The following is a 13378-nucleotide window of genomic DNA, read 5'->3' as shown; positions in this document are numbered from 1 at the left end:
TAATATTTTCTGATTATTTTTATTAGTTTATTTTGATAATTAAAATTAACTAATGGTATGTATATTAATATAGAAACTTATTATGAAATAAGTGATGTATCTATATTGTGGAGGTTTTAAATGATGGGAATTTATAAGCTAGGTATAGATATTGGTTCGACAACAGTTAAGGCAGTTCTTCTTTCTGGCAAAGATATTGTGTATAAGGAATATAAAAGACATTTTTCCGACATTAAACATGCTGTAGTAGGCCAATTAAAAGATATCTATAAAAAATTTGGAGATATTAGTGCTAGTGTTGTAATTACCGGCTCAGGTGGCATTGGATTGGCTAAAAAAACAGGTATAAAGTTTGAGCAGGAGGTTATTTCTAGCACAAAAGCAATAAAAAAATATTATCCTGAAACTGATGTTATAATTGAGTTAGGGGGCGAAGATGCCAAAGTAACCTTTTTATCAGGTGGAATAGATCAAAGAATGAATGGTATATGTGCAGGTGGTACAGGTGCATTTATTGATCAAATGGCATCATTACTAAAAACGGATGCGTCCGGTCTAAATGAATTAGCGAAAGGATATGAAGTTATATATCCCATAGCATCTAGATGTGGGGTTTTTGCTAAAACAGATATACAGCCACTGATAAATGATGGTGCAAAAAAATCGGATATTGCTATGAGTATATTTAATGCCGTAGTAGTTCAGACGGTAAGTGTATTGTCGTGTGGAAGAAAAATAGAGGGAAAGGTCGCTTTCTTAGGAGGTCCTTTGTACTTTTTGTCGGAATTGAGAAAACAATTTTGTAATGTACTCAAATTAGAAAAAGAGGATGTTGTTTTTCCGGAAGATGCACAACTTTATGTTGCTTTAGGAGCAGCCTTACTTTCAGAAAAACAAGAAAGTATAAAATTAAATAAATTAATAGAGAAAATATCCGATGTCAAATCTCTTGAAGATAGTTCAGACGAGAAAATAAAACCTCTATTTGTAAATGAAAAGGAATATATTGAATTTAAAGAAAGACATAGTAAAAATAATATTGAAAAGAAAAATGTAAAGGAATATAGTGGAAATTGCTATTTAGGAATTGATGCAGGTTCTACAACAACAAAAGCTGTCCTAATAGGAGAAAACTCAGAAATACTTTATTCACATTATGGAAGTAATGAAGGAAGTCCGCTTTCAATGAGCATAAAAATATTGCAGAATATATACAAAGAATTACCACAAAATTGCAATATTGCTAGAACTACTGTTACTGGCTATGGTGAAGAACTAATAAAAAAAGCATTAAAAATAGATAATGGTGAAATAGAAACAATAGCTCATTACAAAGCCGCTAAATTTTTCAATCCCGATGTCGATTTCATTTTGGATATTGGTGGACAAGATATGAAATGTCTAAAAATTAAAAATGGAGTTATTGACCAGATAATACTAAATGAAGCTTGCTCATCAGGATGTGGATCCTTTCTTGAATCTTTTGCAAAATCACTTCAATTAGATGTGATAGACTTTGCAAAATACGGTATTAAATCAAAAAAACCGGTTGATTTGGGGTCCAGATGTACTGTTTTTATGAATTCGCGAGTAAAGCAAGCACAAAAAGAAGGAGCTACAGTATCAGATATATCTGCAGGGCTGGCATATTCTGTTGTTAAAAATGCACTTTTTAAAGTTATAAAGCTTAGAGATATTAATGAATTAGGAGAAAATGTGGTAGTTCAAGGTGGAACTTTTTACAATGATCTAGTCTTAAGAGCCTTTGAGCAATTATCCAATAAACACGTAGTAAGACCGGATATTTCCGGACTTATGGGTGCCTTTGGTTGTGCGCTAATTTCAAAAGAAACATATATAGGACAAAAATCAAGTATATTGGACAATAAACAATTAAATGATATTTCTATTGACTCTAGTGTGACTAGATGTAGAGGATGTTCAAATCATTGTTTATTAACTATTAATAAATTCTCTACGGGAGAGATTTTTGTTTCCGGTAACAGATGTGAAGTAGGAGAAGCGATTTATACAAAATCAAAAATAGAAAAAAATAAGGAAATAATAAATCTTTATAAATATAAATATGATAGATTATTCTCTTATAAATCATTGGATAAAGAGGAGGCTTTTAGAGGAAAAATTGGAATACCAAGAGTATTAAATATGTATGAAAATTACCCATTCTGGCATACTATTTTAACTAATTTAGGGTTCTCTGTAAAATTATCTTCTGAATCCTCTAAAAAAACTTTTGAGAAAGGCATAGATTCAATAGCTTCTGATACTGTTTGTTATCCTGCCAAACTAGTCCATGGACATATTGAAGACTTGATAGAAAATGGAGTGAAAACAATTTTTTATCCCTCAGTTACCCATGAGTATAAAGAGGATAAATATTCTGACAATCATTACAATTGCCCTGTTGTTACTTCATATCCCGAGGTAATAAAATCCAATATGGATTCTTTGAAAAAAGATGGTATTACATATATAAATTTCTTTGTTTCATTAAATAACAAAGAAAAATTAAAGAAAAGATTTTATTCGGCTATGAAATACTATTATCCAGACTTAAAGAAGTCAGAAGTAAATAGGGCAATTGATTTAGCAACTTCCGAATATAATTCCTTTAAGAATGAAATCAGAATTAAAGGTGAAGAGGCAGTCAAATATCTTGAAATGACAGGAAATAAAGCGATTGTTCTGGCAGGTAGACCATACCATCTTGATCCGGAAGTCAATCATGGAATACCGGAACTTATCAACTCACTTGGTATGTCGGTTCTTACAGAGGATTCCATTTGTCATTTAGCAGATAAAAATAAGGATTTAAGAGTAGTAGATCAATGGGTATATCACTCAAGATTATACAAAGCGGCAAAATTCTGTAGAGATTATGATAATATTGAAATGGTGCAATTAAATTCGTTCGGATGTGGTTTGGATGCAGTCACTACAGAGCAGGTAGAGGAGATACTTGAAGAAAAATCAAGAATTCATACTGTCATTAAAATCGACGAAGGAAATAATTTAGGTGCTGCTAAAATTAGACTTCGCTCCCTAAAGGCGGCCATTAGAGAAAGAGAAAATAGTAATGTAAAATTGTCAGATACTCCTATTAAAAAGATAGAATACCAAAAAAATACAAGATTGAATAAAGAACATGTTCTTTTAGCACCACAAATGGCACCTATTCAGTTTCAGTTTGTAGAAAAAGCATTAAAAGGATCCGGATTAAAAGTAGAAATACTTATGAACAACAATAGTGAAATAGTAGAAGAAGGATTAAGGTATGTGAATAATGATGCATGTTATCCTGCCATTATTGTCATTGGTCAAATAATCGATGCATTAAAATCAGGGAAGTATGATTTGGATAATACGAGTGTTTTAATAAGCCAGACAGGCGGAGGATGCAGGGCTACAAATTATATAGGCTTTCTTAGAAAAGCACTTAAAGCAGCCGGTTTTGAAAAGGTACCTGTAGTGTCTATAAGTGCCAACGGAGTAGAAGATAATGGTTTAAAAGAAAATATATCCATAGGTCTTATCAATAAGATAATAATGGGTGCAATATATGGCGATTTACTTATGAAAGTATTACTTAGAGTGAGGCCATATGAAAGAATTCCGGGAAGTGCAAACAAATTATATGAATTATGGGTTGATAAATGTGGTGAAAGTCTTAGAAGTGGGAAATTTAATGAATTTAAGAAAAATATACAGTCTATTGTTGATGATTTTGATAAATTAGAAATTGAAAATATTAAAAAGCCAAAGGTTGGTTTAGTTGGTGAAATTTTAGTTAAATTTAGCCCTGTTGCTAATAATGACTTAATTTCTATTTTAGAAAAAGAAGGCGCGGAAGTCGTTGTTCCGGAATTGATTAATTTTTTTCTTTGTGCTGCTTATAATAGCATCTATAAAGCTGATAAATTAGAGGGAACATTATCTAAAAAAATAGGTGGAAAAATGACAGTAAAAGTTATTGAACATTATATGAAAACATATTATAAGTCACTGGAAAATAGCAAGCGTTTTGAAACTCCAATGAAAATAGATGACATTGCGAATCATACCAAAAATTATGTGTCTCTTGGTAATCAGACAGGAGAAGGCTGGTTGCTACCCGGAGAAATGCTTGAATTATTGGAAAGTGGTACTAATAATATAGTATGTATGCAACCATTTGGATGTCTTCCAAACCACATTATTGGTAAAGGTGTGATAAAATTAATTAAAAGTTCATATCCAAAGGCTAATATAATTCCAATCGATTATGATGCATCTGCTACAACTGTAAATCAATTAAATAGGATAAAGTTAATGTTATCAACTGCTTTTTCTGAACTTAATCAAGAAGAAATCCAATTAAATGATAGCTTTATTCCAATAAATCTTAATCAATATAAATAATTTTTAGTTTATATATTAGTCTGATTTAGATAGTTTGAAAGGTGGATTATGAATATAATTAATGAATCAATTGAGTCAATTTTTAGTAAAAGCAAAATAAATGAAGATCTCATTATATATAATGGTCGTTTTTGTATATATACAGATAGACAATTAAAATGCAATGGTACCATTTATTATAAAATTACAGAGCCGGCCTCTATAAATTTCAATGCAAAGATACATAAATATAGTGAATTAAAAGAAGAAAATTTTGAATATAACCATGAGATTTTTGATAATATAACTTTAGATGTTCCTGGGTATAAGCCGATGGAGGGTTATATATTAAATATAAAAGCCGGTGAAGTAAGAGGTTATATAGATGATTTAGTAATTAAGTCTAAAGATAATGAGGTAGACTATGTACAATTCGATATAATAAATATGGATAAAATACCTGGAAAATTAGTAAAACATAAAAATTTACTTTACGCAGCAAGATTGGAATTTGACATAAATAATTACAAAGTAATTATAGATAAAAGTTTTGACTATAATAAAGAGTTTCATAGTGAATTGGTATCTAAGACAGGCTGTAGAATAACCCATACTGGAAGAATATATAAAAAAGATTATAAACCTTTTAAAACAAAGAAAGTATATGATATGATCAGCAGAATATCTACCGCATTAAGTTTTTGTTGCGGTAGATATATAAATATTCCAAATATATTTGGGTTTAAAGGTGAAAAAGAGGTCTATAGAAGCTGGAATAAAATGTATTCCACAGATTATAAGTTTGTATTTAAGTGGACAACTACTATATCAAATTATCATAACTTTGAAAAATATTTATCTCTTATGTGTAAAAAGCTAGAGGATAATTATTATAATGAAACAATTATAAATGTATTGGACTGGTACATAGAATCTTTAAACGGAATAAATCTGGGAAATAATATAATATCTATTCAAACTGCATTGGAGATGTTATCCTATGTTGTGTTGGTGGAAACAGATAAAATTTTAAGCCGCAATGAATTTGATGGTAAACCGGCAAATCAAAATATAAGAAAATTGCTACAGAAGTGTGAAATAGATTATAAGATTCCGGATAATATGTTTTTTTCTGATAAATTAATAAGCCAATATAGAGATGGAGTAGATCTAATAACTTATTACAGAAACCGTGTGGTGCATCCTAGTAAATCCACAAATGGTATATATCTAAGTTTTGAAGAAATGTGGGATATTATTTTACTCGGGGTAAATTATATTGAATTGGTTATTTTATATTTATTGAAATATAAAGGAGAATATACCAATAGATTTATTGACTATAGTTTTGGAGATGTCGAAATAGTTCCTTGGGCCCAAAAAAAATAAAAGTTAAAAAAGTATTGACAATTCAAAATTATTTATATACAATATGGTTAAGAATTTATAAAAATCAAAAGCGTTGATAAGAAATAGTAATCATGTGGATTTAAACAGAGAGTTGCTGGTAGGTGAGAAGCACACTAAGAATCATGATGAACACATCTTTGAGTTTGATACCGAAATATAATTGTAGTAGGCTATCACGGGAGCGCCCGTTACAGCGTAAGGGTATGTTGGTACCTAATGAGGTTATTACTGTGAGGTAATAATAAATAGAGGTGGGAACACGAAGTATGATTATAATACTCTCGTCCTCTGACAATAGTCAGAGGGACGGGAGTTTTTTTATAGTTATTTTCCGTTCCATGTAAATCAAATTTTTGGTATTTATAAATGAGAGATCAATATTTGTTTAAAGAGGAGGAAAAAAAATGAAAAGAGGACTATTAAAGAAATTATCTATTATTGGTATGGGAATTGTATTAATGGCGGGTTTATCTGCTTGTTCAGATTCTGGAAAGAAAGCAAATGATACAAATTCATCTAAAACTGTAATTGTCGGTTTAGATAATACATTTGTTCCAATGGGATTTTTAGATGATAACAATGAATTGGTAGGATTTGACATTGATATTGCGAAAGAGGCTTTTAAAAGAGCAGGGTACACTCCACAATTTGAAAATATTGAATGGTCACTTAAAGAACAATCATTAAATAATAAAAATGTAGATTGCTTATGGAATGGTTATAGTATTACGGAAGAAAGAAAAAAGAAGGTGGATTTTTCAAAACCATATTTTGATAATAAGCAAATAATAGTGACTATGTCTAATAACGACTTCAAAAGCAAAAATGACCTGAAAGATCAAGCAGTTGGTACGCAGGCTGCTTCTTCAGGATTAGATGCTATAGAAGCAGATAAAGATTTTATAAACATGATTAAAGACAAGCAACCTTCAACTTATGATACTTATGATAAAGCATTGAGAGATTTAGAGATAGGAAGAATTAAAGCTGTTGTTGGAGATGAAGTGTTACTAAAGTATTATATCAAACAAAAGGGAGAAGATAAATATAAAGTTCTTGAGGGAGATTTAGGAAGCGAACAATACGGAGTTGGATTTAGAAAAGAAGATAAAGAATTAAGAGAAAATGTAGACAAAGCTTTGGATGAAATGAAGGCTGATGGAACATTTGATAAAATAAAAAGTAAGTGGTTTAATTAAGACCAACTGCAAATATGGAGGATTTTTAGGATGTTAGAAGGTGTTAAAATTGTATTGGAATTATTTTTCTTTACAACCTTATTCGCTATACCATTAGGTATAGTAGTTGCATTGATAAGGGTATCTAGAAATAAAATTGCAAGAACCGTAACAAGCATATATATATGGATAATGAGAGGAAGTCCACTTTTATTACAATTGATGTTTTTTTATTATGTACTTCCACAAATAAGCGATAAGTTAACTTTTGATAAAATGCCGGTTGCTATTATAGCCTTTTCAATTAACTATGCCGCATATTACGCTGAAATTTTCAGAGCAGGTTTAGAATCAATAGACAAAGGTCAATTTGAAGCAGCAAAAGTATTAGGATTTGATAAGTTAACAATGTACAAAAGGATAATTTTACCTCAAGTAGTAAAGAGAGTATTGCCACCAGTTGGAAATGAGTTAATAACACTTGTCAAAGATACTTCTCTAGTTTATATATTGGCTATGAATGATCTTCTTAGAATTGCAACTGTAATGAGCAATAGAACAACTAGCCTAATGCCATTTTTATATGCAGGTATTGTATATTTGATAATGACTGCAATTTTAACACAACTATTATCTTTTGTAGAAAAAAAATACTCATATTATAAGTAAGGGGTCCAAAATGTTAAAAGTAGTAGATTTGAGAAAAAGTTTTAATAATATAGAAGTACTAAAGGGAATTTCATTTGAAGTAAAAGAGGGAGAAATTGGAGTTGTTTTGGGAAAATCCGGTGCCGGAAAAACAACATTAATCCGCTGTATTAATGGTTTGGAAACTTTTGATAGTGGGGAAATCATTGTAGATAATATAGAAATTAGAAATAGTGATGATATGAAGAATATGAGAGGGCAGATTGGAATGGTATTTCAGAACTTTAATCTTTTTCCTCATATGACAGTGTTGGAAAATATAACAGAAGCACCTATTAAAGTTCTTGGAAAATCCAGAAAAGAAGCGGAAAAAATAGCCATTGATTTATTGAGGAAGGTTGATTTAGAAGATAAAAAAGATGATTATCCATTTCAATTATCAGGTGGTCAACAACAAAGAGTAGCAATTGCAAGAAGTTGTGCATTAATGCCGAAAGTCTTGTGTTTTGATGAACCGACATCTGCACTGGATAAGGAAAATATATCAAAAATTCAAGAAATAATACGTAGATTTAAAGATAATGGTATGGCAATACTTATTATTTCGCATGATATTGCCTTTTCGAAAGAAATGGCTGATAAAATAATATACATCAAAGAAGGAATTTTAGTTGATGAAAAAGATATTGATTTAAACTAAATATAAAATTAAACATATAAAGAGAGTAGATAAAATCGCTCTCTTTTTTACTTTTTTCAATTAGTTTATGGTATAATTAGAATTAGAGAGGTGTGCATATATGAATGATTATAAAAACAAAAAAGAATATGATTATAAAAAAGAATATAATAAAAATGGAAAAATAGCAGATACCATCGATGAAATGATGAAAAAATGTAATTTTGAAGGTTTGAATAAAACTGTTAAAAAAACTATTGACACAGCATTTAATGAAGAAAATATAGCAAAAGCCGTTAAGACTTTTTCATATGTGGGGGGAAATATATCTCAAGTTGTCAATAATGAAATAGTTAAATATAAAAATACATATAAAATGGTTGATTCCGGTTATAATGTATATGATTATGTAAATAAGCCAGATGGATATATAAAGTATATAGTTTTTCAACTTATTTTTTATCCACTAGCATTACTTTTTTTACTTTTGGGGATAGTATTTAATCTTTTTAGCAGTTCAGTGGCTCCATTTATAGTTTTTGTTATATTTCAATGTTTAGGTATTTTTTCTAGCATAAAATTTGCGAAAATACAAAAATATAAAAAATATATAAAATTATTTGAAAAGAATTACATGCTAGATATAAAAACCATATCTAATAAATTGAGTATTTCAAAGGACAATGTTTTAAAAGACCTTAAATATATGATTGATAGGAAAATTTTTAGAGAAGGACATTTAGTTGAAAATAGTGAACTTATATTTATTAATGATGAAAAATATTATGAATATTCCGAGATAATAAGGGAAAAAATTAAAAGAGAAGAGCATGAACAAAAAATAAAAAATAATAAAGAATTAACTGAGTTTATAGAGAAAAATAATTCACAAATAAAAGAAATTAAAGAAATTATAGATAGAATAAGTGATATAGATACAAAAAATATAATAAAAAGTATCATAATTTCAGTAAATGAAATAACGAATGTGGTACAAAAATATCCTGATCATTTAATTAATTTGAATAGATTCTCTAATTTTTATATGCCTACTACAGTTAAATTAATCCATTCATATGATGAGTTAAATGATAGCACTGAAAATTTAGATTCAGTTATAAAAGCGAAAAACGAAATATCAAATACTTTGAAAACTATTGATTCTGCTTATAAGAAACTTCTTAATCAGATTATAAAAGTGAATACAATGGATATAAATGCAGATATTTCAGTATTAAATACAATGCTTTCTCAAGATGGATTAAAAGAAAATGATTTTAATATTTAAAAAATATATTATTTATTTAAAGGATTTTCCGAAAATTAAAAAACTTTTATAAAATTTTATGATTTTGAAAGGGGGAAGGGATTTATTTCCCGAATAAATATGAACGATAATATAACGCTTACTTTTGATGGAGTTAACGAAAATAAAGTAGATATAAATGATATTCAGGAAAAAAAGAATATAGATAGTTTCGATGAAGCATCTCTGACTGAACAGGAGCAACGCATGGTCGAAGATTTTTCACAAAAAATAGATTTATCCAACTCACAGTTAGTTTTAGAATATGGTGCAGGTGTTCAGAAAAAAATGTCTGATTTTTCCGATCAGACATTAAGTGTAATAAAAACAAAAGATTTGGATGAAATTGGTGGTTTGATTTCAAACCTAGTTATTGAACTTAAAAATTTTGATGTAGATAGCGAAGAAAAGGGATTTTTTTCTTTTATGAAAAGTGCGAAAAAGAAAAAAGATTTGCTTCAAGCTAAATACAACAGTGTTGAAAATAATGTTGACAATATAGTTAATTCGCTTGAAAATCAACAGGTAATACTTATGAAAGACATTTCTATGCTTGATCAAATGTATGATTTAAATAAAAATTACTACAAAGAGATTTCTATGTATATATTAGCAGGTAAGAAAAAACTTATGAATATAAATAATATAGTTTTACCAGCAATGAAAAAAAATGCTGACGAATCTGGAAATCAGAGTGACATAGAAAAATTAAATGATCTTAGAAATCAGAAATTGAGATTTGAGAAAAAAATACATGATTTAGAACTATCCAGGACTATTTCGATTCAAACAGCACCTCAAATTAGAATGATTCAAAATACTAATATGGAAATGGTGGAGAAAATACAATCCACTATTGTAAATACTATACCACTATGGAAAAATCAAATGGTACTTGCATTAGGAGTTGCACATTCTACACAAGCTATTAAAACACAAAAAGAGATCAGCGATGTTACAAATCAGTTGTTAAAGAAAAATGCAGATGCACTTAAAATGGCGACTATAGAATCTGCCAAAGAATCAGAAAGAGGAATCGTAGATATAGAAACACTTCAACATACTAATCAGACTTTGATATCAAGTCTTGATGAAGTTATGAAAATACAAGATGAAGGAAGAAAGAAAAGAGCTGATGCAGAAGTTCAAATTAGAAAATTAGAAGAAGAATTGAAAAATAAGATGATGGAAATTGCAACTAAATAATAAGTTGTGAATTTGGAGGTTATATGAAATATAAATATACTTTGATTTCTCCATGTTTTTTTGGAATGGAAAAAATGTTGGCAAATGAAATCAAATCTTTAGGTTTTGAGATAGAAAAAACAGAAGATGGAAGAATTACATATAAGACAGATGAATATGGCATTGCAAAAGCAAATATGTGGCTTAGATGTGCCGAGAGAGTGAATCTTAAAATTGCAGAATTTAATGCGAAATCTTTTGAAGAACTATATGACAATACCAGAAAAATTGATTGGTTCAGATTTATACCTTATGGTGCACAATTTCCAATTTCAAAAGCATCATCTATTAAGTCAAAACTATTTTCAACTCCTGATATTCAGTCAATAGTTAAAAAGGCGATAGTAGATTCTCTGAAAGAAAAATATTTGGAAAAAGGAATGTTAAAAGAAGACAAAGAAAAATATCCTATCTATGTTTTTATACATAAGGATAAAGTAGTTTTGTCTATAGATACAAGTGGTACTGCATTACATAAAAGAGGATATAGAGAAGTTTCTAATAAAGCACCCATCAGAGAAACTTTAGCCGCCGGGCTTGTTTATCTGACTCCGTGGAGACCCGGCAGATTGCTAGTGGATCCTATGTGTGGTTCAGGAACTATCTTGATAGAAGCATCAATGATAGGTATGAATATGGCTCCGGGAATGAATAGAGAGTTTATTTCAGAAAAATGGAGAACAATAGATAAAAAAATATGGTGGGATGTAAGAAAAGAGGCTTTTGATTTATTAAATGACAATGAACATTTTACGATTTATGGTTATGATATAGATTCCAGCACAGTCGAATTGGCAAAAAAAAATGCTGAAATTGCAGGCGTTGAAAATTATATAAAATTTGAAGTAAAAGATGTAACAGCGTTTTCAAGTGATAAAGAGTATGGATTTATTATAACTAATCCTCCTTATGGTGAAAGATTAGAAGACCAAGAATCAGTAAAAATGTTATATAAAGAAATGGGATATTCTTTTAGTAAATTAAAAAACTGGTCCTATTATGTAATAACATCTTTTGAGAATTTTGAATATGAATTTGGAAAAGATGCCATAAGAAAAAGAAAACTATATAACGGTATGTTAAAAACTTACTATTATCAATATCCAGGACCTAAGCCTCCAAAAATAGAAAAAGTTGAGAAGGAGGGATAAGTTTGAATTACTATAAAAAATTATCACTTCTTTTTTCAGGAATACTTATAATAATATCTTTAACAGGATGTAAAAATGAATCTATGAAATCTCCTGAAAAGTTGCTTGACAAACCTATTACAGATCAAGCTAATTATCAGTTGTATAAAGATATAAGAAATCTAACTCCAGGAGATAATGATTTTATTTTACCTAAAAATGCAGATGATGTTGGTAGAATAAATCTTATTGATTTAAACAATGACTCTAATGAAGAAGTAATTGTATTTAAGAAAAAAGAAAATGAAAATCCAAATTTAAATAGTATATATACCTATATTTTTGAAACAAAAGAAAATAAACTTGTAGAAGAAACTTTAAACACTATTAGAATATCTGGAGATTCTATAAAATATGCTAATTTTGTGGATTTAAATAATGATGGAAAAAAGGAAATAATTTTACAAATTAGAAATCGCGGTTTTGAAAATGTATATATTTATAAATATATAGGGAACAAAATAAAAAAAGTTGGAGAATATACTAGTTCAAAGTATGCTGTTAAACTAAATTTATTTGACTATAATGGTGATGGAAAAAAGGAAATTTTAGCTCTGATTCAAGATTTATCTAGCTATGAGGTTTCAGTAAATGAAATGATTTTAAAAGACAATAAGATAATTTTTAATGAAAATTTACACACTAAAAATATAGATAATCTTGATAAAATTGATATTCTAAATGGAAGGGTTTCTAACAATACCAATGGTAGCATGATAATTTATCAGAGTCTTAACGGTTCTTCAAACATACAAATACTCATATATAAAGATGGTAAATTTCAAAAGACACTTGATGATCAAAATGATAAAGTCAAAAATCCATTTACATTAAGACCGTCAGATGTAAATGGGAATGAAGTACTTGAGATTCCAAAGATGGAATTTAAGTATAGTAATAATACACCTAATGAATCAAAGGTTATAAGCTGGTATGAATGGGATGGTCTTTTAGGAAGTGATAGTAAACTTAATTTGACTAATCAAATTTTTTATAGTTATGATTATAATTTTAAAATTATGATACCAGAATCACTAAATTACAGATTTTTCATTAGACAGGAATTTGAAAATGATAAAAACACTTTTGAAGTTTTTGCACGTGAAAGTGATTCGAAACTAGTAAAATTATATGATATTGTGGTATTATTAAAAAATAATGAAGAATATAAGAAATCAAATAATAATACTTCAAATAGCAATATACTTTATGAAAATGAAGATTATAAATATATTGTAGCAAACATAGATTTAAAAGCTATGAAGAAGTATAATTTAAATATAAAAGATATAAATAAATCATTTTATCAAATAAATAAATAGGG

9 protein-coding genes and 1 other annotated feature are annotated in these 13378 nt (G+C 28.6%); all 9 genes read left to right on the top strand.

Annotated features, from left to right (window positions below; translation table 11 throughout):
• The first annotated feature begins 120 nt into the window (after positions 1–120).
• The 9 genes from HLB29_RS03470 to HLB29_RS03430 all read left to right on the top strand — a co-directional run bounded on the left by HLB29_RS03470 (position 121) and on the right by HLB29_RS03430 (position 13376).
• A complete protein-coding gene (locus HLB29_RS03470; RefSeq protein WP_185623768.1) occupies positions 121–4419 on the top strand; it encodes a 2-hydroxyacyl-CoA dehydratase in 4299 nt (1432 codons plus the stop codon).
• 48 nt (positions 4420–4467) lie between these two features.
• Positions 4468–5787 carry a hypothetical protein gene (locus tag HLB29_RS03465; RefSeq protein WP_185623767.1) on the top strand — a complete coding sequence of 440 codons (1320 nt, stop codon included), beginning with the start codon at positions 4468–4470 and terminating at the stop codon, positions 5785–5787.
• Positions 5788–5851: 64 nt separating this feature from the next.
• Positions 5852–6100: a binding site (T-box leader), on the top strand.
• 112 nt (positions 6101–6212) lie between these two features.
• The gene (locus HLB29_RS03460) at positions 6213–7007 is read left to right on the top strand and encodes an amino acid ABC transporter substrate-binding protein (protein WP_185623766.1); all 795 of its coding nucleotides are present in this window, start codon (positions 6213–6215) and stop codon (positions 7005–7007) included.
• 30 nt (positions 7008–7037) lie between these two features.
• On the top strand, positions 7038–7655 hold the full coding sequence (locus HLB29_RS03455) for an amino acid ABC transporter permease (protein ID WP_185623765.1): 618 nt from the start codon (positions 7038–7040) through the stop codon (positions 7653–7655).
• A gap of 10 nt (positions 7656–7665) precedes the next feature.
• Positions 7666–8334 carry an amino acid ABC transporter ATP-binding protein gene (locus HLB29_RS03450; RefSeq protein ID WP_185623764.1) on the top strand — a complete coding sequence of 223 codons (669 nt, stop codon included), beginning with the start codon at positions 7666–7668 and terminating at the stop codon, positions 8332–8334.
• Positions 8335–8434: 100 nt separating this feature from the next.
• Entirely contained in the window at positions 8435–9601 is a 1167-nt protein-coding gene (locus HLB29_RS03445) for a 5-bromo-4-chloroindolyl phosphate hydrolysis family protein (protein ID WP_185623763.1), read from the top strand.
• A 99-nt stretch (positions 9602–9700) separates the two neighbouring features.
• Complete coding sequence (locus HLB29_RS03440; protein WP_185623762.1) at positions 9701–10825, top strand: toxic anion resistance protein; 1125 nt, start codon at positions 9701–9703, stop codon at positions 10823–10825.
• Positions 10826–10848: 23 nt separating this feature from the next.
• The gene (locus HLB29_RS03435; protein WP_185623761.1) at positions 10849–12015 is read left to right on the top strand and encodes a THUMP domain-containing class I SAM-dependent RNA methyltransferase; all 1167 of its coding nucleotides are present in this window, start codon (positions 10849–10851) and stop codon (positions 12013–12015) included.
• Between the two features lie 2 nt (positions 12016–12017).
• Positions 12018–13376, top strand: coding sequence for an FG-GAP repeat domain-containing protein (locus tag HLB29_RS03430; RefSeq protein ID WP_185623760.1), 1359 nt, complete (start codon positions 12018–12020; stop codon positions 13374–13376).
• The last annotated feature ends 2 nt before the right edge of the window (positions 13377–13378 follow it).

The sequence above is a fragment of the Peptostreptococcus canis genome, from assembly GCF_014229965.1.
Lineage (GTDB): Bacteria > Bacillota > Clostridia > Peptostreptococcales > Peptostreptococcaceae > Peptostreptococcus > Peptostreptococcus canis.
The sequence above is the reverse complement of the archived record's forward strand: the minus strand, read 5'-3'. Positions and strand labels throughout refer to the sequence as shown.

Bases quoted from the DNA above. Each gene is read 5' to 3' on its own strand.
- HLB29_RS03450 (WP_185623764.1), top strand. From the start codon at position 7,666: ATGTTAAAAGTAGTAGATTTGAGAAAAAGTTTTAATAATATAGAAGTA.
- HLB29_RS03445 (WP_185623763.1), top strand. From the start codon at position 8,435: ATGAATGATTATAAAAACAAAAAAGAATATGATTATAAAAAAGAATAT.
- HLB29_RS03460 (WP_185623766.1), top strand. From the start codon at position 6,213: ATGAAAAGAGGACTATTAAAGAAATTATCTATTATTGGTATGGGAATT.
- HLB29_RS03455 (WP_185623765.1), top strand. From the start codon at position 7,038: ATGTTAGAAGGTGTTAAAATTGTATTGGAATTATTTTTCTTTACAACC.
- HLB29_RS03465 (WP_185623767.1), top strand. From the start codon at position 4,468: ATGAATATAATTAATGAATCAATTGAGTCAATTTTTAGTAAAAGCAAA.
- HLB29_RS03440 (WP_185623762.1), top strand. From the start codon at position 9,701: ATGAACGATAATATAACGCTTACTTTTGATGGAGTTAACGAAAATAAA.
- HLB29_RS03470 (WP_185623768.1), top strand. From the start codon at position 121: ATGATGGGAATTTATAAGCTAGGTATAGATATTGGTTCGACAACAGTT.
- HLB29_RS03435 (WP_185623761.1), top strand. From the start codon at position 10,849: ATGAAATATAAATATACTTTGATTTCTCCATGTTTTTTTGGAATGGAA.